General features: G+C 41.9%; 23 protein-coding genes, 1 tRNA gene and 1 riboswitch. Of the genes, 10 read left to right on the forward strand and 14 right to left on the reverse strand.

The genetic code is table 11. The features are described from left to right. The first annotated feature begins 1,138 nt into the window (after positions 1 to 1,138). Positions 1,139 to 1,465 (forward strand): thioredoxin domain-containing protein, encoded by a 327-nt coding sequence (locus QUB80_RS21155; RefSeq protein ID WP_289791488.1) that lies wholly within the window; start codon positions 1,139 to 1,141, stop codon positions 1,463 to 1,465. On the opposite strand, the gene QUB80_RS21160 is transcribed toward QUB80_RS21155, so the two are convergent. Together QUB80_RS21160 and QUB80_RS21165 are read right to left on the reverse strand one after the other, a co-directional pair. Beyond that, positions 1,452 to 1,685: a hypothetical protein gene (locus QUB80_RS21160; RefSeq protein ID WP_016873348.1), complete on the reverse strand. Its 234-nt coding sequence runs from the start codon at positions 1,683 to 1,685 to the stop codon at positions 1,452 to 1,454. The two genes, QUB80_RS21155 and QUB80_RS21160, sit on opposite strands and share 14 nt — an antisense overlap. Positions 1,686 to 1,776: 91 nt before the next feature. Continuing rightward, positions 1,777 to 3,627 carry a DUF5942 domain-containing protein gene (locus QUB80_RS21165; protein ID WP_289791489.1) on the reverse strand — a complete coding sequence of 617 codons (1,851 nt, stop codon included), beginning with the start codon at positions 3,625 to 3,627 and terminating at the stop codon, positions 1,777 to 1,779. A gap of 185 nt (positions 3,628 to 3,812) precedes the next feature. Between QUB80_RS21165 and QUB80_RS21170 the strand changes: the two genes are divergently transcribed. From QUB80_RS21170 to QUB80_RS21190, 5 genes are all read left to right on the forward strand, one after another. Continuing rightward, positions 3,813 to 4,226 (forward strand): hypothetical protein, encoded by a 414-nt coding sequence (locus tag QUB80_RS21170; RefSeq protein ID WP_289791490.1) that lies wholly within the window; start codon positions 3,813 to 3,815, stop codon positions 4,224 to 4,226. A gap of 311 nt (positions 4,227 to 4,537) precedes the next feature. After that, complete coding sequence (locus QUB80_RS21175; protein ID WP_289791491.1) at positions 4,538 to 6,118, forward strand: hypothetical protein; 1,581 nt, start codon at positions 4,538 to 4,540, stop codon at positions 6,116 to 6,118. 47 nt (positions 6,119 to 6,165) lie between these two features. Further along, a complete protein-coding gene (gene thiD / locus QUB80_RS21180) occupies positions 6,166 to 6,978 on the forward strand; it encodes a bifunctional hydroxymethylpyrimidine kinase/phosphomethylpyrimidine kinase (protein WP_289791492.1) in 813 nt (270 codons plus the stop codon). 178 nt (positions 6,979 to 7,156) lie between these two features. Next, the gene (locus QUB80_RS21185) at positions 7,157 to 7,723 is read left to right on the forward strand and encodes a hypothetical protein (protein ID WP_289791493.1); all 567 of its coding nucleotides are present in this window, start codon (positions 7,157 to 7,159) and stop codon (positions 7,721 to 7,723) included. 382 nt (positions 7,724 to 8,105) lie between these two features. Continuing rightward, entirely contained in the window at positions 8,106 to 8,444 is a 339-nt protein-coding gene (locus QUB80_RS21190; protein ID WP_016873782.1) for a P-II family nitrogen regulator, read from the forward strand. A gap of 171 nt (positions 8,445 to 8,615) precedes the next feature. On the opposite strand, the gene rdgB is transcribed toward QUB80_RS21190, so the two are convergent. The 6 genes from rdgB to QUB80_RS21220 form a co-directional block, all read right to left on the reverse strand. Further along, a complete protein-coding gene (gene rdgB, locus QUB80_RS21195) occupies positions 8,616 to 9,227 on the reverse strand; it encodes an RdgB/HAM1 family non-canonical purine NTP pyrophosphatase (RefSeq protein WP_289791494.1) in 612 nt (203 codons plus the stop codon). A 346-nt stretch (positions 9,228 to 9,573) separates the two neighbouring features. Then, complete coding sequence (locus tag QUB80_RS21200) at positions 9,574 to 11,013, reverse strand: phosphoglucomutase/phosphomannomutase family protein (RefSeq protein ID WP_289791495.1); 1,440 nt, start codon at positions 11,011 to 11,013, stop codon at positions 9,574 to 9,576. 320 nt (positions 11,014 to 11,333) lie between these two features. After that, the gene (gene fcmC / locus QUB80_RS21205) at positions 11,334 to 11,861 is read right to left on the reverse strand and encodes a filament morphology membrane protein FcmC (RefSeq protein WP_289791496.1); all 528 of its coding nucleotides are present in this window, start codon (positions 11,859 to 11,861) and stop codon (positions 11,334 to 11,336) included. Between the two features lie 5 nt (positions 11,862 to 11,866). Further along, positions 11,867 to 13,009, reverse strand: a complete 1,143-nt coding sequence (gene fcmB / locus QUB80_RS21210) for a filament morphology actin-like protein FcmB (RefSeq protein WP_289791497.1) — start codon at positions 13,007 to 13,009, stop codon at positions 11,867 to 11,869. A 258-nt stretch (positions 13,010 to 13,267) separates the two neighbouring features. Then, positions 13,268 to 13,882: a DedA family protein gene (locus tag QUB80_RS21215; RefSeq protein WP_289791498.1), complete on the reverse strand. Its 615-nt coding sequence runs from the start codon at positions 13,880 to 13,882 to the stop codon at positions 13,268 to 13,270. A 207-nt stretch (positions 13,883 to 14,089) separates the two neighbouring features. Beyond that, positions 14,090 to 15,181, reverse strand: a complete 1,092-nt coding sequence (locus QUB80_RS21220) for a Gfo/Idh/MocA family protein (protein WP_289791499.1) — start codon at positions 15,179 to 15,181, stop codon at positions 14,090 to 14,092. A gap of 449 nt (positions 15,182 to 15,630) precedes the next feature. On the opposite strand from QUB80_RS21220, the gene queC reads away from it, so the two are divergent. Continuing rightward, positions 15,631 to 16,308 (forward strand): 7-cyano-7-deazaguanine synthase QueC, encoded by a 678-nt coding sequence (gene queC / locus QUB80_RS21225; protein WP_289791500.1) that lies wholly within the window; start codon positions 15,631 to 15,633, stop codon positions 16,306 to 16,308. A gap of 24 nt (positions 16,309 to 16,332) precedes the next feature. Here queC and QUB80_RS21230 read toward each other — a convergent pair whose 3' ends face one another. Further along, a complete protein-coding gene (locus tag QUB80_RS21230) occupies positions 16,333 to 17,700 on the reverse strand; it encodes a hemolysin family protein (protein ID WP_289791501.1) in 1,368 nt (455 codons plus the stop codon). Between the two features lie 99 nt (positions 17,701 to 17,799). Further along, positions 17,800 to 18,492 carry a hypothetical protein gene (locus QUB80_RS21235; RefSeq protein ID WP_289791502.1) on the reverse strand — a complete coding sequence of 231 codons (693 nt, stop codon included), beginning with the start codon at positions 18,490 to 18,492 and terminating at the stop codon, positions 17,800 to 17,802. Between the two features lie 193 nt (positions 18,493 to 18,685). Between QUB80_RS21235 and QUB80_RS21240 the strand changes: the two genes are divergently transcribed. Then, positions 18,686 to 18,758: transfer RNA gene (locus tag QUB80_RS21240), tRNA-Ile, on the forward strand. Positions 18,759 to 18,956: 198 nt separating this feature from the next. Here QUB80_RS21240 and QUB80_RS21245 read toward each other — a convergent pair. Beyond that, on the reverse strand, positions 18,957 to 19,436 hold the full coding sequence (locus QUB80_RS21245) for a hypothetical protein (protein ID WP_289791503.1): 480 nt from the start codon (positions 19,434 to 19,436) through the stop codon (positions 18,957 to 18,959). A gap of 259 nt (positions 19,437 to 19,695) precedes the next feature. Between QUB80_RS21245 and pyrE the strand changes: the two genes are divergently transcribed. Further along, positions 19,696 to 20,310: an orotate phosphoribosyltransferase gene (gene pyrE, locus QUB80_RS21250; RefSeq protein ID WP_289791504.1), complete on the forward strand. Its 615-nt coding sequence runs from the start codon at positions 19,696 to 19,698 to the stop codon at positions 20,308 to 20,310. Between the two features lie 121 nt (positions 20,311 to 20,431). On the opposite strand, the gene QUB80_RS21255 is transcribed toward pyrE, so the two are convergent. From QUB80_RS21255 to QUB80_RS21265, 3 genes are all read right to left on the reverse strand, one after another. Further along, positions 20,432 to 21,709 carry an FAD-dependent oxidoreductase gene (locus QUB80_RS21255; protein WP_289791505.1) on the reverse strand — a complete coding sequence of 426 codons (1,278 nt, stop codon included), beginning with the start codon at positions 21,707 to 21,709 and terminating at the stop codon, positions 20,432 to 20,434. Positions 21,710 to 21,790: 81 nt separating this feature from the next. After that, complete coding sequence (thiC, locus tag QUB80_RS21260; protein ID WP_289791506.1) at positions 21,791 to 23,164, reverse strand: phosphomethylpyrimidine synthase; 1,374 nt, start codon at positions 23,162 to 23,164, stop codon at positions 21,791 to 21,793. Positions 23,165 to 23,171: 7 nt separating this feature from the next. Further along, a riboswitch (TPP riboswitch) is annotated at positions 23,172 to 23,268 on the reverse strand. Positions 23,269 to 23,359: 91 nt separating this feature from the next. Then, complete coding sequence (locus QUB80_RS21265; RefSeq protein WP_289791507.1) at positions 23,360 to 24,232, reverse strand: phosphodiester glycosidase family protein; 873 nt, start codon at positions 24,230 to 24,232, stop codon at positions 23,360 to 23,362. Between the two features lie 338 nt (positions 24,233 to 24,570). Between QUB80_RS21265 and QUB80_RS21270 the strand changes: the two genes are divergently transcribed. Continuing rightward, positions 24,571 to 25,188, forward strand: a complete 618-nt coding sequence (locus QUB80_RS21270) for an rRNA large subunit pseudouridine synthase E (RefSeq protein ID WP_289791508.1) — start codon at positions 24,571 to 24,573, stop codon at positions 25,186 to 25,188. Positions 25,189 to 25,342: the final 154 nt, after the last annotated feature.

The following is a 25,342-nucleotide window of genomic DNA, read 5'->3' on the forward strand; positions in this document are numbered from 1 at the left end:
ATGGATGTACCCCACCGCCTACGGCACCTCCCCTTAGTAAGGGGAGGTTGGGAGGGGTTGAATATGAATCACTCAAAAAGTGAAATGGTATAAGTGGCTTCTACAACTTTAGTCCGGATTTCAACAACTGTGTCTAGAAGATTTTGATTGGTAGATGCACCTTGAACTTTAGCTCCCCTGCTTGAGTGATAAACTTAGGGGAGTTTCTCTCCAACACACGTAAATTTATCCTGAGATTGATAGTTACACTCAGAACATACTTATTAAATAGATGTACCTTGATTACTCAATTCCCTAGCTGGCTGGCAACCACTAGGGATTTACTTTATATGACAATCGCGATCGCCTCCTAAACAGGCTCATTTGTTTTCTAACTTTATGGATAGTGATCAATTAAATTAGTTCAATCATGCTCCCAACCAACTACTTACACTAGAAATCCTCTATTCTTTCTTAGGCTATGTACTCTGATTTTAATAAATTTATCCGGAGTATACTGGTTCTTGATAGAACATAAAGAATAGTAGATACACCCTGATAACTAATTCCCCTGGCTAGCCATACGGCTTCTGGGGGATTTTTTCTATACCCAAACCGACGTTCATTTATAATTTATACAAAATTTGCACAAATTTATCCGGAAACTACTGGGTATTCTTATAACATAGAACTTGGTAGATGCACCCTGATAACTAAATTCCCCTAGATAGCTGTTGGCTAATGTCAACTCCTGGGGGATTTTTTCTTGTCAAAAAAATTTCATTTATAATTTGTCCAAAAGTTGCATAAATTTATCCGGAAACTACTGGTTCTTCTCAGAACATATAATTTGGTAGATGCACCCTGATAACTAACTCCCCTAGTTTACTGTCGGTTACTGGGGGATTCTTTGATTTACTCTAATTAATTGTAAACTGATTTAGTTTATCATTTTAGTTATTTGCATCTCTTTATATAGATACAGTTACATCAAACCAACGAAGTAGAAAACTTCATCTCTCAACCAGATATAAAGCCTGTTTTACTTGTTTTCTTACGAGTAGTGTGCTGTATTTGAAAGATGATTTGGTGTGGAGGATGTCACTTTTGATATGCTAGTATTCGATACCTATACAAATAGTCAAACAGTTGCTAGTCCATGCCGTTAACTGTGATTAAATTTTCCAGTGAAGACTGCGGTCTGTGCCACAAAATGTCTTTTTATGACCAAAAGGTGGCCGAAGAACTGGGGTTGCAATTTATTGACGTCAAAATGCAAGATACGGCGATGTATCGTAAATATCGCCAAATACTGTTAGCCCAATATCCAGATAAATCAGAAATGGGATGGCCCACCTACATTATTTGTGATTCTCCAGAAGGAGAATTCCAGATTGTGGGTGAAGTTAAAGGCGGACATCCCAAAGGCGAATTTAGAAATCGATTGCAAGCGGTTGTTGACTCCACAGGCGTTAGTCAGAACTGAGTAACTCAAAGGATTTAACTTCTAGGGCAGGGCCAATCATAGCCATTGTCATCACATCTTCGCGCACTTTACCCGTGACTTTTGCCTTTTGTCCTGGGTGAAGTAATTTTTTGTCAGCACCTCTGAGGATTTCGTAAGTAACGCCTTCGTCAGTGACTAGCGCCCAAGCACCAGTGCCAATATCACGGCGTTCTATCGTTCCTTGAACTGTGATACTCATAGTTGTAGAAACTCCTAAGTCCAGAAAAAAATAGGACACGAGGACACAGAGAAATTCTCTGCGTCTTCGTGTCTGCTTGTCTTCCCATCTTTTAAGCGGGTTGTTCCTCATTTTTGACGGCTAAACGAGCTAGTCCTAAACAGAGTAGAGCGTTGACGATCAAGAATATCCGAGCCACCATGCCGCTTCCAAGTCCCCAAACAGCAGGATCGAAAACAGCACTCACTCCTAAACACGCTGCTACACCTAAAGATGTACCGATCGCAAACCATTTCCATTGGGAATGTCCGAGCAGTAGTGCCACTAAGACAAAAGGAATGAGAACGCTAGCAAACAGAGGGTTAAAAGCATTAGTTCCCTGAAGTGTATTGCCAAGTTCGGGTATAGAACTGCCCAATAATCGGAAAGGCCACTGCGGCAAATCAAAAATGTAGATTGGCTTTAGGAAGAATAATCCCGAACTGCCAGCAATTAAACCACTCGATAAAGTCCAACTCCAGGCAAAGGGAAAGTAAACTCGTAAAAACCAAGCTAGCAGATAGGAACCCAATACCATGGCAATCTTGGGCAACAGCGCTACAGCACCACCATCGATCCAAAAACGGGGGTTGAGATAGCCATTATCCCGCAGCCAACGGAAAAAGTCTTGGAAACTAATTTGTCCTTGGGAGGCACGTGTAACGGCGGCTTCGGCATTCAGTTGTCCAGCGCCATAGTAGTTTAGACTATCGTCCTGGATGCTTCTTGCCGACTCTTTTAGTACTTTTAAAACATCATCTGGTTCATTGACACCAGTTGCTTCAACTAGTGCAGCCACACCAGCAACGTGAGGAGAAGCCATACTTGTACCTTGCAAGCCCAAAAATACCGCCTCGCCAGTTTCGGGATCGATAGTTTGTTGCAAAACTTTGCCTGCTTCGCTACCACCAGGAGCCGAGATATCTACCCCTGCACCAAAGTTAGAATAGGGGGCTTTTTCTCCATCGGGGCCTAATGCTGAAACGCCTATAACACGGGGATAACGGGCTGGATAGGCAGCAGAATTCTGACTTTCGTTTCCGGCTGCCGCAACGATGACTACACCTTTTTTGTGGGCGTATTCAATCGCTTCTTTCATCAGGTTGCTTTCACCACCACCGCCCAAACTCATATTAATTACATTTGCGCCATTATCAGCAGCAAACTTAATCGCTTCAGCTATGTCGGCAACAGTTCCACCACCATATTCATTCAACACCTTTAAAGGCATCAAATTAGCTTCGTAGGCAATTCCAGCTACACCATAGTAATTATTGGTAGCTTCAGCGATCGTTCCAGCAACGTGGGTGCCGTGTCCGTTATCGTCCTTGGCTTCTTCGCGATCATTTACAAAGTCATAACCTTTGACAAACTTTGTTTCTACTAGATCACGTACGCGAGTCACACCAGTGTCAATTACCGCAACAGTTACACCACTGCCTTTGGTTTGGTTCCACGCACCGACAACACCGATGTTGTGCAGGTGCCACTGCTTGCTGTACATAGGATCGTTAGGATCGCCAGCAGTAGCTCTTGTCGTTTCATTATCTCCGGGCGAATCAAATTCTGCTAGGTGTGCAATTTTGCCTAGTTCAGGAATTCTGTAAATATAATTTGGCTCAATAAATTCTGTCGCTTTGGCAATTTCAGACTTTCGCAGTTTCTTAAGTCGTTTTTTATCGCCTTCGATAATGTATACATTATCTCTAGCTGAGAATTTATTATCGAGTCGGGGTGTGACATTGTACTGTTGAGTGATCGCCTCCAGTTTTTGCTGCACCACCTCCTGAGGAATATCTTCCCGAAAATCTAGTAAAATCGTCTCGAATTCACCTTTAGCTGCCAGTCCCTGAAAATTCAGGAAACCAAATATCGCAGCACTCAATCCGATGACAAACAAGCAAAATAATAAAAGCCTTCTCATATCAAGTCATCACCGCTTTTTGCCAGTTGTTCACTAACATAGCTTATACAGACTATAACAAGCTCTTTATTTGCAGAATAGTTACACAAAATATAAAGATGAGAATGTAAAAGTTAAAAAAGGTGATTTTTTTCTTTTACCTTTTGCTTCTTTTTTTCATGTTTCTCTAGAGTTAAACTTCCAATATGGAACGTGGTCTTTTATGGCTGCCCCTATTAGCAGCATTTTTATGGTTAGCTTGGCAAGGCTCGAAAGAGTATCAAAAAATCGAAGCCTATCGTACTTGGGCAGAGCAATTTGAACGAGCAAAGTATGATATCTATGCGGTTTTAGGTCAAAAAGATAACTCAGTTACTTGGGGAAAACCTACACCTAAAGGCCCAATCAAGCTAGAAACCTTTTCTTTGAATGATGTTCAAAATATCCACCTTATGGTAGATGGCAACATTATTGACGTAGAAAATCTGCCGCAAAAAGGCCGGACTATTGAGTTAGAATTTACTTTCATAGAACCTACTGAATCAGTGCGAATTCCGTTCACAGAAATTCCTTTAGCAGCAGAATGGGGTAAGTATCTGCAAAGACAATTAAAAGGCTAAAAAGATAATTTATAAAGTAAATTTTGTAGAGTACGTTAAAGTAGCGCGTAACATACCGCAATCTGGTGGTGGGTTACGGCTTGTTCTGATTCTCTTAAACTCTCATATTCTTGCATAGCCGTAACAAAACGGTAATACAATGGCAGAACATCTGACTGTTTTTACCTCCCCTACTTTATATAAAGTCCGAATATAGAGCCGGAACTCATTGAATAAATGTAGTGTCTAATAAATTAGATTAATTTAGGAGCAATACTCACTAAACTTGCACGAATGTAAAGTTTTTGCAGGTTGGTGAGTATCTTTTGTCTATGAAGCATATTGTCCAAATTCTAGTTTTTTTATTACTACTTAATGCCTGCACTACTCAAGTTATTGAAAAAAACAATCAAGCTGCAAAGACAGAAGTAAAAAATTGTCCTCAATCTGCACTGGTTTCTTTAGCTATACCAGGGGAGCAAGAAAGTTTTTACGAGCGGTTTAATTTTCACATTCGTAATATTATCTCGGATGCTGATACTATAAATTTTCAAACATCAAATTATGATTTTGTTTTTTGTCGAGGTAATAATTCTTGGACAGTTCAAACTGGAACTTTACCTCAAGACTTAAAACAGCAAAATTATCCAGTATATTCTCAACAATTCCAAACTATTCAATTTCAAAATCAAAATTATCAGTATCGAGTTGTTCGAGAACCAGCAACACCGACTATTCCAAACCCAAACAAAGATAAAGTTGTTTTTGAATTAATTACACCTAATAGTAAAAATCCCCAGCGACAAACTCTATACACCCTTCAAGAATTACAACAAAAGACCAATACAAATATAGGAACTAAAATAGGACTTTCTCGAATTACTGCTGCTGTAATTTGGGAAAATCGCATTTGGTGGCCAGTTGCTTTTGAGCAAGGTGAGGGCAATGATGGTATCGCTACTATTGTTAGTTATGAGCCACAAACAAATAAAATTATATTAATTCAACCACTAGAACTTTTGTCGCATCAAATTACAGATTTAGCAATTACAGGAGCTGCTAATAATCCCACATTTTGGCTAGGGACAAAAAAAAGTGGAGAAGGTAATTTATATATACCTGGAAAAGGATTAGTTGCTTACCGTCATCATTCCCAAAATCTCAATTTCGGCACTTTAACTTCCTGCAATGTCAATAATAGTCCTTTAGTTGGAGCAATTCCTGACAAACTTCTGTTGGAAAATAATACACTTTGGGTTGGCACGGGTAACGGCATTTGTCAAATTAAATTGCAAGCTGCTGATCACCCTGAAAATTGGTCTTGTTGGCGGTTTGCAGCAATGGCTAAATTACCACAAGCAGGTTTACCAGTTTACAGTGAATTATCAAATCAAACTCCTACTTTGACTTTATCTCCTACTAATAATAGTGAAACAGTCGAAGTACTTTGGTGGAGTCCTGTTGACTTTCAAACTCGGAAAGGACGTTATGAAGTAAGAACAGAAAAAGGCTTTACGGTAAAACTGGATCAAGGTGCAACTCAGGAACAGTTCCGGCGATTTTTACCACCAGGAAAACCACCAGTATATTGGCCTGGTTTTGAATGGCATTGGAATGGAGAACGCTTCGTGCGAGGATTTGATGAAGTTGCGATTAATGAGTTTGGTGGTGGACCTCTGGGTATTGGTGTTACTTTTGAACCTGCCAGTGGTAAAAGAACTGCAAACGCTATTCGCGGCGATTTGGAATTACTGGAAATTTCACCACAGTCCACAAGCGTAAAATATTACTCTGGTTGGGTTGATGAAACCCAGTTGAACCCTTACTTAACAGTTCTGCCGCACGCACAACCCCAAAATCCACAACCGAATCCACTAGAAGCGATCGCCAAGAAAATAGAGGATAGGGGATAGGGAAAAACTGTAACCTGTAACCTATCACCTGTTGCCTTAAAACATCTATGAATCCCGAAATTACTACCGTACCCGTTGCTTTAACTATTGCTGGTTCAGATAGTGGCGGCGGTGCAGGAATTCAAGCGGATCTGCGTACCTTTGCTTTTCATTGTGTCCACGGTACTAGTGCTATCACCTGCGTTACAGCGCAAAATACTCTGGGTGTGATGCGAGTTGATGCTATGCCACCTGAAGCGGTTATAGCCCAAATTCAAGCAGTAATTGAGGATATCGGCGTCCAAGCGGCAAAGACGGGAATGTTACTCAACAAGGAAATTATTGCCGCAGTTGCCCAGCAGGTGGAAGCGTTACAAATCAAAAATTTAGTAGTAGATCCGGTGATGGTGTCGCGTACAGGAGCCCAATTGATTGATGATGACGCTGTGAAAACTCTTCGCGATGGGCTGATACCGCTAGCAACGATTGTGACGCCAAATCGTTACGAAGCTCAAATTTTAAGCGGTTTACAAATCAATACCTTAGATGATATGCGTGCTGCTGCCCATATTATTCATCGCAATCTAAAAGTGAAAGTTGTGTTAGTCAAGGGTGGCGGAATGCCAGGTAACGGGCGGGGAGTAGATATCTGGTTTGATGGGCAAAAAATGGAAACTTTGACAACAAAACAAGTAGATACGAAAAATACTCATGGTACTGGTTGTACATTGTCAGCAGCGATCGCTGCAAATCTGGCACGGGGTAATGACTTATTAACAGCAGTGCGACAAGCCAAGGAGTATATCACTAATACGCTCTCTTACGCCTTGGATATTGGCAAAGGACAAGGCCCGGTAGGGCATTTTTATCCGTTATTATGATTGGATTGGACATTAAAAACTAGGAACTAGGTAAAAATAAGGGTTTTAGTGGGTATATTTGCTTTTATACCCTGAATTAGAAAGTGTAAATAAAAAAACCTTTGCCCTTAGAGTATTTTTCTATTATTCTTGGGCATATCTCTAGCTTTTTTGTTTCATTTTTACTCGTGAACTACAAATGCGAACAGTAAACAGTTCTGTTTATACCCATAACAAGAGTACAACTAGCCAAGCCTACTCACCCTCTGTACCATTGTCTGTATATCGAGAATTGGCAGCAGAGTTGCAAGCCGCACAGACAAAGCTAGATGCACTGAGTGCTAGAAACCACCAATTAGTACAAGAAAATCAACTGCTTCGCGAAGAAATCGCCAAAACCGTTCAGTCGGTTTTACATTTACAAAATTTGCTTGATTCTCCCACTCAAACTAGCTATCACCAAGTTCCCCGTTCTGCTCCCGATATTAAGAGCGATCCTAAACGTCAACTGAATCCTAAGAATCGGCGTCAGCAAGTACCCCGCCCGCGTCCGTCGGTTGCTTACACAGAGATGGAAATTCCTGCTTATATGTCAGCACCGATATTTGTAGAAGGGCAGGAAGTTGTAGCTTATCCTCTCACCCAGCCAGAACCTGGAGAAATCAATAACTGGTGGTTGTGGATAGCGATCGCGTTAATAATATTTCTGGGTTTTGGTGCTGGTTATTTAGTTGTACGTCCTTTTTTTGCACACCAGAGTCGCTAGTATCTTTAACCTCAGCAGCCAAAAGTCATGCATGATTGTTATTAGCTGTCAACTTTTTGTTCAGCTGGTTAGTTCCTTATCAACACCTGTACTATGTAAATTGACTTTCTGATCCTGCTAGCCTGATTTAAGCCTAAGTGATAACACTAATGTTATTTGTTTCAAAAATAATAGATTCGCGAATTCTACCAAGCTGCTACTTCAATTAATAAATATAAGTATTATTTATTGATGACTAGACTGTTTAATAAGTAAGAAATATACTTAAAGAATTTGTAACTAATCATACTTTTTAATAAATATGGGTTGCGCTACTCGTTAAATCTCTAGACAAAGAATCTGATTAGATAAATAGAAGCTACTCAAAATACAGGAGACAAAAATGAAAAAAGTAGAGGCTATCATCCGTCCGTTTAAGCTTGATGAGGTGAAAATAGCTTTAGTCAATGCCGGTATTGTCGGAATGACTGTTTCTGAAGTTCGAGGATTTGGACGTCAAAAAGGGCAGACTGAACGTTATCGAGGTTCTGAGTACACTGTTGAGTTTTTACAAAAACTCAAGCTGGAAATCGTTGTTGAGGACAATCAGGTGGATATGGTTGTAGAGAAAATTATCTCTGCTGCCCGCACTGGAGAAATCGGCGATGGTAAAATTTTTATATCGCCAGTAGAACAAGTTGTGCGGATTCGTACTGGAGAAAAGAATACAGAAGCAGTTTAAAAGGTTGGCAAATAGCTAATAAAAATTGGTTAGTAGTTAGTAGTTAGTAGTTAGTGGGAAATAACTAACAATTAACAACTAACAACTAACAACTGGCTAAGTAGGTAGACATAATTAAATGTAAAATGTCAAGTTCTAAACAGCAGACAGAAATAGTCTTTTACCTACTGCCTACTGCCTCCTCCCTTCTGCCTTCTCATTATCAGTACTTTCTATACTTGGCAACTTTTGAAGTAGAGTTGCAAAAGCCTTACCTCGATGGCTAATTGTGCGCTTTAACTCTGGTGTCATCTCAGCAAAGCTCATTTGCTTCTCTGGCACGTAAAAAATGGGATCGTAGCCAAAACCACCATTGCCACGGGGTGCATAAAGAATTTCGCCACGACAAATACCTTCTGATTCTAGAATGATCGTTCCATCAGGACGAGCGATCGCCATTGCACAAACAAATTGGGCTTGCCGATTCGATTCGTCGCCCAATTCCCTCAACAATCTATTAATACGCTCGGCATCAGTGTTGCCGTAACGTGCAGAATAAACTCCTGGTACACCGTTTAAGGCATCTACCTCTAAACCAGAATCATCGGCGATCGCCCAATTGCCTGTTGCTTTTGCAACTTGAGATGCTTTCAGACACGCATTGGCAGCAAAGGTTTCCCCTGTTTCTTCAATTTCCAATTCTTCAGGTTTCAACGTTAATTCCCATCCAGAATTAGCCAAATAAGCTTGCATTTCCCGTAGCTTACCTGGATTTCCTGTAGCAACTACAAGTAATTTAGTCATTGGTCATTGGTCATTATTTCATTATTTGTCATTCTCCCCTTGTCGACGGACACTTTCCTCAACGGAGCGGAGCCGGAGACGCTCCGCCTCCGGGGAACCTCCGCACGGAAGTGTCCTCCCCCTGTCCCCGTGTCCCCTTTTCTCCCCCTCTCCTTGTCTTCTTTCCTACCAACGGATACGCCGTACCTACGCTCTTGCGCGTTCGCTGTCAGGCGTTGCGTTAGCAAGCGACTTCTGTAGACGGGCTTTGCCCAGCTTCCCGTCGGGTAAGTAACTGCTCCGTATCTACCGCGTCTACTGCCTACTGCCTCTGGGCAGTCGCTACAACGCGCTGCTCTCTGCCCTCTTATGATTCTGCCCACTGTTTAGCCCAAGCCAAAGTTTGATGCACCTGTTCGAGTGTAGGCGCTTCGCAGTAAAGACGTAAAAGTGGTTCTGTACCGCTAAAACGAACCATTAACCAGCTATTATCTACGAGACGAAATTTGTAACCATCTATTGTTTGACAATCAATCACTGCTTTGCCAGCAACTTCTTTTAAGGGTTGCTTTTGCAATTGTTCCAAAAGACGATCTCGCACTTCCATGCTGGCTAGAGGTAAATCAATGCGATCGTATGCGGATGTGAAACCTGTCTGTTGTTGCAAGCGACAGTGATAATCACTTAAATCCAATCCTGATTCGACGATCGCTTCTAGTACATACAATGCCGACAGAAGTGCATCTCGTTCTGGAATGTGGCTGCCGTAACCAATTCCTCCCGACTCTTCGCCGCCTAGCAATACCTTTGTTGCGAGCATTCTGTCAGCGATGTATTTGTAACCTACTGCTGTCTCAAATACTGATAATTTATGTAATTGTGCTACACGAGGAATCAGATCACAACCACTGACGGTTTTAACAATTTCGCCGCTAAAGCCACGTCGTAGAGTCAAATGGTCGATTAAAATTGGAATTAAAATTTGGGAACTCAGGAAATTACCTGCACCATCTACAGCAGCTATGCGATCGCAGTCACCATCAAATACCAATCCCACCGTTAACTTTGTCGGATGCTCTTCTCTATGAGTTCGCATGATTTGAAAGAGGCGAGAAAGATATTTCGGCAAGGGTTCGGGCGCACCACCCTCAAAGGTAGGATCGCGATCGCTATTGATTTCCCTTACTTGATCGCCAAGTAACATTGCTAGTCCACCAGCAGCAGCGCCATGCATCACATCAGCAAATAGCGTCAGCTTGCCAGAGTCAATAGCATCGCGAATGCTAGTAATGTTAACTTTTCCTTCTAGCTCTTGACAATAACTTTCCCAAGGATTAAATTTTCCTATCTTACCTGGTATGGATGCGGGAGGTAGTTCTTCTGATAAGAGCGCTTCTATCTTTTTGGTAACTTCTGGTGGTGCAGAACCACCAAATGCACTTTTAACTTTTAAGCCTAAATACTGTGCGGGGTTATGACTGGCAGTTATGACCAAGGCACCCAGGGTATGACGTTGTTTTGCCGCCCAACTAAAAGCCGGGGTTGGTGCATAAGTCTCGCTGAATAGCACATCAAATCCGGCAGCAGAGACGACATTAGCAACTTTCCAAGCAAAGTCTTCTGCCATAAATCGGCGATCGTAACCAACTACAATAGTTCGATTGCCTACTTTGTCTCCGTAGGTTTCAAATAAGACTTTTGCTGCGATTGGCGCGACTAAGGCTAGACGTTCAAAAGTGAACTCATCGCCAATAACGCCGCGCCAGCCGTCTGTACCAAACTTGATCGAGTTAGCAGCAACTGGCATCGAGGTATCCCAACTTCTGTTAAGGAGGATTTTATCATTGACACAGGGGACTCAGTAAGAAATAAGCCAGGTATCAAAAATAGTGCAAGCTACAAACAAGTGTTGATTGCAGTAAAAGAATACTAAAAATCTGATACAAATACAGACCTTGTACCAGACGCGATATATTGCGTCTGGGCAAAATTCATGTGTATCGCAATTAACGTGAAATGGTATTACTGTGGTTTCTAATATACGTTGAAATATATTAAACCTCCTTAATAGGAAATACTACTAAGGAGATACACAGTAGAAAAATATTCTCACACTTAAGTTTTTTCCTAGAAATCATCCAGATACTGACTTAGGCGACTAATCAAAGGGTCTACCTCTTGGGGAGGTGTAACAGCAGAAGTAGTAGTAGTATTAGTATGAGTATTATTTAATACTTCTACTACTGGTGGTGATTGAGTCGATGTCTGGATGACTTGCAACTTATTGACCATCATGCCTAACTGTGCAACTTGTTGACTGAGTTGCATCAGGTACCGTTCCATCATCTCCAATCGATGAGATGTTTTAGCAAAAAAACGTTCCTCCAGGTCAGTCAATTGACTTTGCAAGTCGGCAATTTGCGGTTCCAATCCCCCTGCTGCTGGTAATTTTGTCGATGGCGGAGGTGACTGCGGGCTTGGTCGTACAGATTCCGGTACGCATAAAGACTGCCACAGGGCCTCTTTACAGAGGTCGCTGAAAGTTTTTTCAGGTTCTTTCTCCAAATGGCTTTCGACGAGCGTTAACAAACTTTCGTCAGCCACCCCTGGGTTGAACGTAACCGATTTAACTACCTTTTTTGACCATTGGAACATTCGAGTTAAGCTTTAGAAGAGCGGTTAGCAAGCTGTGCTTCTGCGTATATATATTGTCCTAGAGCATTAGCTTGCCGAGAAGGAGAAGCTAAGTGGGCATTAATTTTTGCTTCCTTCAGCAGACGTTGAACGTCTTCCCAGAAATATTCTCCACCACCACCGGTGAGAATCACATCGGTGACGCGCTCTGGTAGCCATGCTAGCACACGGCTGCAAATTTCCCGCGAAAACATTTCGGTGAGATTGGGGAGAACATCATCTAAGTTAGCAGGCTTGCTGGCACCGCGAGGACGGTAAAAGCGATCGCCTTTGGGTCGATTAACAGCAGCAATTAACGCCAAAGACTGGCTATCGGCTCCTTCAACTTCAGCAGCTACTAGTTCATAAAACTTGCTCATACCAAAGTCTTCGCTCTTAGAAGCACCTCTAGCAAAGCGGAAATTGTCCACCATCAAACAATCAATAGTCTGATGCCCAATATCGACAATTGCTGCCGAAACTTTAGTAAAATCAGGCATTGCACCTTTTTGGGGTTTGCCTTCACACCACAGCAGACTGCCATAACCTTCTGGCATTACCCATACCTTATTAACGTTCAGCGACACTGATTCGCTGCGAAAGTTCATGACATGGGGGCCTTCCAATTGACTAATTAACTGGGCTTTTTCCTTTTCAAACTGCTCTTGAGAAAGGTAAGGCAAACCCACCACAACACAGATGTCGTCTTTGAGCTTGAAGTAACCTGCACAAGCCAAGACTTTTACCAATGCGTCTTCAACCTTAGATTGACCTACTCCTAAATTGGCACCAAAATCTGCTGCCAGTTGACCTACAGCATATCCACTGCCTTGATACTCCAACCATAAATCCATCAAGGGATCGGTGGCACGGGCTTCAAATACACCTCCCCGTACCTGTTCCATTGACATTTCCTTGACGTTGGCAGAAATGAATATGACATTGCCAGGCTCGCGGGTAATACAGGCTTTTGTGGAAGTTCTACCCAAATCAACACTCAGAATTTTTTTACCAGTAGCTGAGTTATTAGGCACTATAGGATTAGCATTAATGGGAGTAGATGCCGAAACTCTATTCATAGGTATAGCGGCGGCATTCATTGGGGTGGCGGCAGTTGGTTGATCTGTCATGAAAGCTCCTAGTACTTACTTAGCTTTAACAAGTTACCACGCTCATCTTACAAAAATCGTGTATCAGAAATTCTTGGTGGCGTCAACTGTGGCAGTAGACTTACCAATTATTACTGATTTGGTTAGTGCAATTTATACATTAAATTGCTGTATTGAAGGTAACGTGAGTTGATAAGGAAATAGTGAAGGTGTACCCTTCTTCACGATACTTTTTTACACTAAAAAAATGTTTTTGTAATTTTATAGGGGACAAGTTTTTTATCTTCTCCTACTTTTGCGCTTGCGTTTTAGTATCCAGAACGCAATTGCTAGGATCAGACCTCCAAGGACAAATTTGGATACAGGAGCGAGATACTTGTCCACAAGTTCATATTGACTACCTAACACGTATCCTGTGTATGTTAGCAAACCTACCCAGCATCCGCTACCCACAGTTGTATAAAATAAGAAAGATGGCAGGTGCATTTCGCTAATACCTGCGGGAATAGAAATCACAGTACGGATTCCAGGCACAAGCCGACCAATCAACACAGCTTTTTTACCTTGCTTATTAAACCAGTGCTTTGCTTGGACGATTTCTTTGTTAGATATTCCTAACCAACTACCGTATTTATCAGCCAATGCTTGCAAGCGTCTTTCGCTGAGAAACTTGCCAGGATAGTACCAAATCAACGCACCTAGTACCGAACCTATCAATCCTGCGAAAAACACACCGAAAATATTAAGCTTTGCCCCTGGTAAATTAGCTGTATATCCTGCCAGAGGCATAATTAACTCTGAAGGTATAGGGGGAAACAGGTTCTCTAGAAACATCAACAGAGCAATACCCACATAGCCTAAAGATTCTATAGTCGTTTTAATCCAATCAGTCATTTAAGTAGATTCCTATAGTTTGCTATCAAAGTTTAGTTACTAAATTTAGAGCGATCGCCCTTAGGAAGTAGGAGAGGAAAAGACAAGGGAAGATGGGGAGAACAACTAATGACCAATGACTAACCATCACCTCTACAGAAAAAGGGAGAAGGGAAAAGGTAATTGCTTACTTTCCCACTCTCCCAGTTTTTGAATTTCCCACTCTTTTTAAACAGTGGGCGTTAGAGATTGCACTCTCGGTTCAGATTCCCAATCTAATGGATTCCAAACTTTTTCCTCCAAAGCCATCTGTTCAACTAAACTAGCCAACCTTAAAGCTTTGAGTGCCTGTTCGCCACCAACTGAGGGTTGATTGCCACCCCGTACGCAATTGACAAAGTGTTCTAATTCTGCACCTAATTTGTCTGTGTTGCTAGTGTAAACTTTTTCAATCAAGCCATCCTGTTTATAAAGTATTTGTCGATAGTCCGTTATTGAATTACCAGTAGTGTGTCGGTGAATCAAAATTTCGTTTTTGAGAAAATCTGCCTCAGTGTATGAATTTTTGCAATGAGCGACAATGCTACGGATCTTGCGGTGAGTAACTTTGCTGGCAGTCAGAGTAGCGACAATACCATTAGCAAATCCCAAAGTTGCAGACACGTAATCTAAGTAACCAGAGTCCAAAGTGCGGTTGCCACTAGCTGTCAACTTGACTACTGGAGAGGCAGCCAATTCCAAAAGTAAGTCAATATCATGGATCATTAAATCCAAGACAACCGAGACATCATTAGCGCGATTTGAATAAGGACTCATTCGGTGCGCCTCTAAAGCCAGTACTTCTTCAGTCTTCAAGACTTTGCTTAATTCTTGAAATGCTGGACTAAAACGCTCAATGTGACCTACTTGCAAAATACACCCAGACTCAGCCGCAGCATTTACAAGCGATTCTGCTTCAGAAATACTTGCAGCAATCGGCTTTTCAATCAAAACATGAATTCCTGCCAAAAGACAGGTAATGCCGACGGCATAATGCAGGCGCGTGGGAACGGCAATGCAAACTGCTTCCACATGGGGCAGCAGGTCACAGTAATCCTCAAAAAAACGCACCTTGTATCTGCTGGCGGTTTCTAATCCTCGCTCAACATTAATATCTGCTACACCAACCAGTTCAACGTCTTTCATCGAACTCAGGACACGGGCATGATGCTGTCCCATGTTACCCACCCCGATGACGCCTATGCGAATTGGGCGGGGTTGGGTGCGCTGTCCGTGTCCGTTCTGTTCTCCTGCTGACATGCTGCTATCTTGCACTCTCATTCTCTCCTCAACCACCAAATTTAGAGACGCTGGTCGTTGGCTTTGATACTCAAATTGCCAGTGACGAGTCGTCTAAAACCATCCAGATGGTAACATAGAGGTTCTATTTATGAAGAATTTCAAAGTTTGTTATGAGTTCCCACCACTAGCCTCTGTTTTGTATATTTAGTAGAGTGTAATGTGTTTTACGCAACGCTACGCAGCAAAGTTGTTGTCTGATTGCTTACTGCAAAAAGGTAAGTGTAAAGCGTGTTAACCTTATTTTCACGTACTGATAAAGTTGATTTAACAGTATAATCATTTAACTGCATACTAGTGAAAGCCAATTCATTTTTGTCTGTTAAATTACCAAATACTGAGAGAGTATTCTTCATAATTTTGGACTAGGAGTCACCTCCAGTAAACTCAAGAATTAAAAATTGAAAATCAAATAAAATAATTATTGACAGATGAAAGCTGTAATTCTACTGTCTGGAGGATTAGACTCTTCCACAGTTCTCTACCAAGCGCTAGCTGATGGTTGTGAGTGTTATACCATTTCCTTTGACTATCAGCAACGACATCGACGAGAGTTACAATCGGCAAGTGCGATCGCACAAACAGCAGGTGTCTTGCAACATCAAGTAGTAGCTTTTGACTTACGGCAGTGGGGAGGCTCGGCGCTGACGGACAACACAATTGATTTACCCGAAGGGCGCTCTCTAACAGAAATGTCGCAAAATATTCCTGTTACCTATGTCCCAGCCCGAAATACCATATTCTTAAGTTTTGCTCTCGCTTACGCCGAAACTATTGGTGCCGAACGTATCTACATCGGCGTTAATGCCCTAGATTACTCTGGATATCCTGATTGTCGCCCCGATTATATCCAAGCAATGCAGGAAGTATTTCGCTTAGGAACCAAACAAGGGCGTGAGGGCAAACCTATAGATATTGTCACACCCCTACTCCACCTCAAAAAAACAGAAATTATCCAACTTGGCAATCGACTGGGAGTTCCCTGGCAGCTAACTTGGTCTTGCTACGCAGGCAAAGAAGTAGCATGCGGTGTTTGCGATGCTTGTCGCTTGCGTCTTAGTGCTTTTGCCGAACTAGGGTTAAAAGATCCATTGGCTTATGCACAGTAGGAGAAAGGTTACAGGTGAAAGTTTTTACTGTTCCCTATTCCCTATCCCCTCTTCTAAGCGCCGCACTTGAATTTGGTGTAAACGAGGTCCTTCAACTGATATGACAGTAAATTCTAAATTTTGATAACGGAAGGTTTCACCAAGTTCTGGCACTTTCTGTAATTGGTAAAGCAAGAAACCACCAAGTGTTTGGTACTCCTTGCCTACAGGTAAATCAAGATGTAATACCTCGTTCATCTCTTCTAAGTTGATTTGTGCTTGCACCACAAATGTCCACCGATCTACAAGCTCAACCAACAACTCATCACTACTTTCTACTGCACTAGTCTCTCCAATAATTTGGGCAATCACATCTTGAATAGTTACCAATCCTACAGTTCCACCAAATTCATCCACCACTATTACCATGCCTAGCTTCTCTTGCTGCATCATCGGTAATAATTCATTTAACGGTGTTTGTTCCGGCACAAATCGTGCGGCACGCATCCAAGGCTGGATTTGTGTGTCTAAAATGAGCTGGCCTGTTGTTAAGGGTTTAGCTAAGTCTTTAAAGTAAACAATGCCACTAATCTCGTCTAGAGATTCACCAATAATAGGAAAGCCAGAATAACCAGTATCTGCCATCTGCTCGAAAAAATTCTGCAAAGTAGCATTTTGAGGCAGCGTTACTACATTTGTGCGGGGGATCATGATCGCTTGTGCTGTTACTTCCCCAAACTCAAACACGTTTTTTAACAGTTCTCGTTCTCCAGCTTGCAAACCAGTAGATTCACGTTCTGTGGAAATGATTAGTTGCAATTCTTCTGGAGTAACAGGTGGTCTCCAACTTTGACCTGTATATTCTATGCCAAACAATCGCAACAGACAGCGTGTTGATTGATTGAGAATCCAAATAAAGGGGCTGAAAAAGCGTACGATCGCTCTAACGGAAGGGCCTAAAAATCTTGCCAATTGTTCTGAGTACAACATAGCCACAGATTTAGGACATAACTCCCCCAACACAATCTGGAGATAGGCAATCAAAAAAAAGGTGATTGGAATAGATAGCGAATGAGCCATAAAGGCACTGATGCCTCTTGGTAAAGGCCAAGATTGCAGCCACAATTTTACTAGGACAACAATTGTACTTTCTCCAATCCACCCCAGTGCCAAACTAGAGAGGGTAATGCCTAACTGGGTTGTAGATAGCAATCGATCAATACTGCGTTGCAAACCCTCAACGGTGAGCGCTTGAATATCACCAGCCTCAACTAACTGATGAATGCGCGATCGCCGCACTGTCACCATTGAAAACTCAGCCGTGACAAAAAAGGCATTTATGGCAATCAGGAGCAGCACTAATAAAAATCGCAGCCCCACATCAGTCCAACTCAAACTCAGAAAACCTCTCACTGCCAAAGCTAGTTTAAACGCCTCCTTTTGGGGATCGGGGATTGGGGATTGGTGATTGGGTATCAGGAAAAGTTCTTCCTAGTCCCCAGTCCCTAGTCCCTATTTACCTACAGGAATATCTGATACTTCTAGCTTCAGTTTTTGAGCTGGATAATCAGTGATTGACAGTGAGATGCTTTTAACATCATCAAGTAAAGCAGTGGGAATGCTCACAGTACCAGAAAATGTCGGCCCATTGGCGGGTAATTCTGATGGTAAGCCATCTGTACTACCACTTAAGGTTCGTCCTTTATTATCTGTAATATCCAAAAAGCTATAGAGGAAACGGACAGAATCTTTTCCTTTGTTCTGCAAATTCACTTGCAACTGCAAAGCACCACCAGAATAACGTGCAGATTGTACAGAAAAATTTACACCTCCACTTTCAGTCGTAACCGGAAATCCTGCCTGGGGTTTTTCTTGAATCTCTTCCTGCGGCTTTTGCTTTTGCTTATTAGTAGTTGTATCCTCTTCTTCTTCTTCTTCTATTTTTTCTGACTTGGTACGAGTCTTGCCTTCGATGCGTGCTTTAACAATTTTTAAGATTTCTTCTTCTTTTAAGAACGTTCCTCCATGTTGAGAACTGCCTGTCTTGGCATTGTTGAATTTGGTAGTAGGACGTGAATCTGGAGTTGTCACACCTTTAAGTGCTTTACTTCCGATATCAAATCCTAAAAATGCACTCACAGAGCCAGATCCCAACATCAAAGTTAACAAAGTCAAAGTAAGAAGAACAGTAGAATTTATTCTCATTGCTGACAAGCCATGGCAGAAGAATGCTAGTTAATTTCAAAGTACTGAATTAGTTTACCTAAATTCTTAAAGGAACTTAGTTTAAGTATTAGACTGTGCTATCGCACTACCTAAATTATCTACTCTAAAAATTTGATTAGCTACTTTCGAGGTACACAAGTAGTAAAATTATGCTAAAATCAACAAGTTGTAACCAGGGTTGGCCGAGCGGTTGAGGCAGCGAACTCATAATTCGCCCTAGGCAGGTTCAACTCCTGCACCCTGGATTTGTTTTTTAATGAACTGTAAAAAGGTTCCAAAGTATTTGAAATTTAGGTTTATATCTAATAAATATAGTCCGAAATTTATGGAAAGGTTGAATTATCATAAGGATTTCACCATAATTGGCGAAAACTCTTTGATTAATCAACCTCTTAACCAGCTTGTTTTTCAAACCAGAGCAGTAATCTGTATTCAACACAAAACTATTGACTGTTTTTTCCTGACCTCTCATAGTCGGATTTGAGACGAGATTGCATCTCCTCAAAGCGATACTCAGTTCCTAGTTTCAGTTGATTGGCATTTAAACGAGGAGACATTAACAACGAAGTGTTATAGGGATTCGGTAAATCTGGTGTACGAAGATAAGGATCGCTACTAACCTGTTGGTAGAGGATGTCTTGATAGACAATGTTGATTAATTCAGCATCTCGTGCAATTTTATTTTCTGGGAAGGAGTTTCGAAACAACGAACCAGGACCGAGGATCAAGTCTATCTCGCTTTTCATGTTGTTACCGTTGTAGAAATTGGGAGAATTTTCAAAAAAGGCTCGCTCAATTACTTCTGTGGGTATTTCATACTCATAATTGAGTTCTTGTGCCTCCTGCGCGAATACAGACGGAGCAGCGATCGCACTAGTAAACATAACCAATAAACCACCCAAAGCTTTAAATGTTAAAGCCATGTTTCTTACTCCTATTTGTTGGTACGAATTTTAACTTATGCTTATGCTCAGAACTCTTGGTAGGGTTTGTGCAAACAAATATGATTTCCTAGTGGAGCTTTATGTCCTACTATTAATGAGATACTTCACGTAGAGTACACTTAAGCGCCTACAGCGATAACTAACTACTTACTGCTTGTAATTAGCATAGTGATTATTTGTTACACCCTCCTACTTAGTAGTTCAACCTTTGGTTTAACACAATTTTTAAGCTTTTGTAATGACTTCTTCAGCCGAAATCCTTACCCAATCTGATTTTTGGGCAGATACTACCGATTTAAAAACCCTGCGTCATAAATTATTAGATTTATTTTGCCAACTGGCATATCAAGAGGGCGATTTTGTTCTTTCTTCCGGACAGCCGAGTTCCTATTACATCAATGGCAAGCAGGTAACTCTTCATCCCCAAGGTGCTTTGGCAATTGGTCGTATTCTCTTGTCTCTCTTACCACCTGATACTCAAGCAGTAGCGGGATTGACATTAGGAGCAGATCCAATTGTCAGTGCCGTGAGTGTAGTTTCTGCTTACGAACACCGCCCCATTCCAGCGCTGATTATTCGCAAAGAAGCTAAAGGACATGGAACCAAGGCATATATAGAAGGCCCCAATTTGCCAGAAGGCGCAAAAGTAGTGGTTTTGGAAGATGTTGTTACTACCGGACAATCTGCGATGAAAGCAGTTGAACGATTAACAGTAGCAGGATATACTGTCAATCAAGTAATATCCTTGGTAGACCGCCAACAAGGTGGAGCAGAGTTTTACCAGTCAGTAGGGTTAGAATTTCAAGCAGTGTTTACAATTGCGGAAATACAAGAGCGATATAAACAGCTTTAAGTAAACATTGGCTGCTCATACCAAGTTGCGTTCAAACATATTAGTTTTGGCAGGCAGGGGGGCAGGGGAGCAAGGGAGCAGGGGGAGAAATACTACCTATGATTGCAACTTAGTATCACAACTAAACTGCAAATTCTTCGATGATACGTTTAGCTTCCCTCAGCCCGGAGAGATAAGCACCATGCACAGTGGATGGATACTGCTGTGAAGTTGCTTCTCCGGCGAAAAAGAGGCGATTTTCTACAGGTGCAGCTAAGGTAGTGCGATCGCTTGCTTTAGCACCTACAGGCATTGTTAAATAGGAACCACAAGCAAAAGGATCGGCGGCCCATTTTGTTCTGATTACTACTTCCGGATCTGGTATAGTATTGCCGTACATTCGCCGTAGTACTTTTATTACCCGCTCTCCAACTTCTTCCTCAGATAAAATCTCCAGACTGCGGGCAAATCTTCCGCCAGTTAAAGCCACTAGTACAGGAACTTCAATATACCGCTTTAAATTCAAAAAATCCGAGAAATCATTTTCCACCTGACTAGCGTAGCTGATCACGTCATGATTTTGTGACCAAAAAACTTTCGGGAACTTCAAAACTACCTTATTCAAAACTCCCATATCCAGGCGATTGATAGCCTTAAGTTTGCTTTCAGGCAAGGGAGGAGAAAAAGTGACACTAGCAGATTTTAATACTCCTAAAGGTAAAGTAATCACAACCGCATTGCCTGCAAAAATTTCAGAATCAGTTTTTACTGAGACGCTTTTATCGTCATATTTAATCTCAATAACTTTTTGTTGTAGGCAAATATCAACACCTTTTGCCAATCCTTGGATAATTTCCTCATATCCGTTAGGGATTAGATAATTACCACCTGCAAATATCTCGTATTCATCCCATTCCCACAGCGAGTAACTATCTAAATCTGTTCCCTCTTGTACTTCTCGCCCAGTAAAAAAACATTTCATCAGAGTTTTTTGTAGAGGAGAAAATTCTTTTTCTAGTAATATGCGTTGTATTGCTTCCCCAACTGAAACATCTTGTTTTAAATTCTTCCCTAAAGCTTTAGCTTGTCTCAAAATTTGTTTGTACAATAAACGAGCATTTTCTAACTCTTTTACTTCTATAAGTTCACCATTGCTACTGTAGAATGGAATATTTTCAAAGTCAGTATACTGGATGCGAACTTTAAAGTCTTGTGCTAGTTGAGTGATAGGATTTTGATTAATTCCATGAATCCAAGAAGCTCCCAAATCTACTGGAAAACCAAAATTTTTATTAGTATAAATTCTGCCGCCTATACGATTTTTTGCTTCTAGAACAGTCACTGAAAAGCCATGAGATTGGAGTTCGCGAGCAACTGCTAAACCAGCAATACCTGCACCGATTATTAAAATATTTGTCATGCTCAATTTCACCCTTAAAAACGCAGAGGTTAACAGAGAAATTCTCTATATTCTCCATCTCCCTCTACGTTATTTAAAAGGTTAACTTTGGGTAACAGTTTCTTTCGCCAAGAACTTTTCTAATTCTGTCAGCGCATCAGCATCAACTTTGGTTTGCATAGGGCAGAATTTGGGGCCGCACATCGAGCAAAATTCAGCAGTTTTGTAGATGTCTGCTGGCAGAGTTTCGTCGTGGTATTCCTTAGCTCTTTCAGGATCGAGTGCTAATTCAAACTGACGATTCCAGTCAAAGTTGTACCGAGCATGGGAAAGTTCATCATCTCTGTCTCTTGCCCCTGGGCGATGTCTGGCAATATCAGCTGCATGAGCTGCAATTTTATAGGCAATTAAGCCATTGCGCACATCTTCAGGATTAGGTAAACCCAAGTGTTCTTTGGGTGTTACGTAGCACAGCATTGCAGTACCGTACCATCCAGCCATTGCTGCGCCAATTGCCGAGGTAATGTGGTCGTAGCCAGGAGCAATGTCTGTGACCAATGGCCCCAGTACATAGAAGGGTGCTTCTGAACACTCTTCCATTTGCTTCTTGACATTGAACTCAATTTGATCCATCGGTACGTGTCCGGGGCCTTCGACCATTACTTGTACATTATGTTCCCAAGCTTTGCGAGTCAATTTTCCAAGGGTTTTGAGTTCGGCTAACTGTGCTTCGTCGGAGGCATCGTGAGTACAACCAGGACGGAGTGAGTCACCTAAGCTAAATGAGACATCATACTTCTGAAAAATCTCAATGATGTCACGGTAGTGAGTATACAATGGGTTTTGCTTGTGATGATGAAGCATCCACCTTGCTAAAATGCCACCACCACGAGAAACAATGCCAGTGATGCGGTTTCTTACTAAAGGTAAATATTCAATCAAAATCCCAGCGTGGATAGTCATGTAATCTACACCCTGCTGGGCATGCTTCTCAATCACATGGAGAAAATCATCAGGAGTGAGATTTTCTATCCTGCCATGAACGTTTTCTAAAGCTTGGTAGACTGGCACTGTGCCTATGGGAACGGGCGAATCATTGATGATGGCGGTACGAATTTCATCCAAATTACCACCACCCGTGGAAAGATCCATTACGGTATCAGCACCATATTTTACTGCCAGTCTCAGTTTTGCCAGTTCTTCTTCAATGTTAGAAGAATTGGGAGAAGCACCGATATTAGCATTAACTTTACACTTGGAGGCAATGCCGATGCACATTGGCTCTAAGTTAGTGTGATTAATATTCGCAGGAATAATCATCCGTCCCCGCGCTACTTCGTCTTTTATTAGCTCAACGGGTAGATTTTCCCGCTTGGCGACGTAGTCCATTTCTTCGGTAATCACACCTTGACGGGCATAATGCATTTGACTGACATTGCTCTGCCCGCGCCGCTTGGCGACCCATTCTGTCCGCATATTTGCTTTCCTCGATAAACAGCTTCCCTTCGCCGGTATTACCCGGATGCAGGTTCTAAGGGTGTAATCTCAGCCTCTAAATGCAGGCACCCCTAGCATGGTAGTGATTGTACCACTTTGGTTATGGTTGGGGGCAAGGAGTTAACAATTCATGAGGGTGATGTTGGTTTACCACAAGCGCGATCGCTGTTCAATTTAACTGCCAGGTACTACAGGCCGCTGACCTTTCTGAAACCTTTCCCATGACTTTCGCAGAGCTGTAGGAGCAGGATGCTTGGCATCATAAACTACGATCGCATTCGTCAGACGTCGTCTAGCAGGGATGATGATTCTACCATTGGCGGCTAATGCCCTCGATGTTCCTCCATCTAAGTTCATCGCTTCATAACAACCAATTGCTCTCATCGCTCTTGCTTCTTGCTCTAAAGTAATTGGTTTCTCGAAATGTACTAATATCAATTTTTTGCCACTAGCCGGAAACCCAATTGCCGCACGTGTAGCAATACCTAAAACATGAGGATCTTTGAAACCTTCCAATTTTGGTTTCACCCAGATTTTTCCCCGTCTTAGCAATCGAGGACCACAAGTGATAGAAAACCAATGTTCTTTCCATTTAGGTTTGCCATCAACCCGTGCTGTTACCATTTCCGGTTTATTGCCTACTCGTAAGCCCAAAGTAGTGCCAAAATTTTCCCACTTACTATACTTGAGAAATCTTCCTCCCGCCACCATGTTGCCCATCACAGTTTTCTGGGAGCTTTTCGCAAAAAATGTACCATTTGCAACAACCGCAGCATGAGAACGAGCTACCATACGACTAAAATCCTCGTCTCCATTGCTACGTTGTGCTGTATTAGCAAAAGTTGCATTATTAGCTAAACCAATAGTAATAAAGGTTTTCGGATCAGTGAGGTCAATAATCACTCGATAAAAAGAGATACCATTTATCTTTCCCTTATTTACTTGTATAGTTTTAGCATCAGCTGGCTGTAACATTGCGAATCCTTTAGCCAAACCAGCACCTGCCAACAACAGGAAAGACCGACGGCACATCTTGGAAATTGCCATAATATAACTTCTCACTCAATTGTCTTGATTGAAATACCTAAACTGTTATTAGTTCTGTCAATTAGCAGGCAAGATGAAAGCAATGGGGAGAGTGGGGACAAGGGGACAAGGAGAGTGGAAGCGGGGGAGCACCAGGGGCAGGGGAACAGGGGAGATGGGGAGAACAACTAACTATGTAACCCTCCGGGTACTCTACCTTGAAGCTGCGCAGAGCGCGTCTACGCGAAGCGTCCCGGAGGGAACTTCAGAACTTCGGAGGGTTTCCCCCCTTGGAGGAACTGTCCGTTGGAAACCCTACCAAGAGTGCTGGCTCACCACTAACCAATGACCAATCACCAATGACTAACCACTATCGCTATATTCTCTTCTACAAACCTTATGGTGTCCTCAGTCAATTTTCCCAAGATAGTCCGACTCGGAGCACGTTAAAAGACTATATCCAAGTTCCTGATGTCTATCCTGTGGGGCGTTTGGACTGGGATAGTGAGGGTTTGCTGCTGCTGACAAACCACGGACAATTGCAACATCGCCTTTGCGATCCTCGGTTTGGACATGAACGCACTTATTTGGTACAAGTTGAACGAATTCCCGATCAAGCTGCTCTCAAAAAGTTAGAAGCAGGTGTATTAATTAAAGATTACCGCACTCGACCCGCAAAGGTGCGACTTTTGAGCGAAGAACCTCCCTTAAGCGATCGCAACCCGCCAATTAGATTTCGCAAAACTGTACCGACAGCATGGTTAGAGATGACTTTGACAGAAGGAAAAAATCGGCAAGTACGGCGAATGACCGCAGCTGTTGGATTTCCGACTCTAAGACTTGTGAGGGTAGCGATCGCCCATTTACAAATAGATGGACTTAATCCAGGACAATGGCGTGATCTCACTTCTAGAGAATTAAAATTGTTACACAATTTGATTTTTGCTGTTAACTTGTTAAAAAAGCATAAATACTGATAGTAAAAGTTATAAAGTTAACTATTCTTTGTTTAAACCAAAATAAACACAAATTGTTAAATACCTGACGTCCAGAGTTAGGAGTTACTGATTAAAGCTAAATATAGAAAACAAGAGATTATGTTTGTTACATAAGTTTTTATTCATGATTTTG

Origin of the sequence: Chlorogloeopsis sp. ULAP01, from assembly GCF_030381805.1 — a bacterium.
In the GTDB taxonomy this organism is placed as follows: Bacteria; Cyanobacteriota; Cyanobacteriia; order Cyanobacteriales; family Nostocaceae; genus Chlorogloeopsis.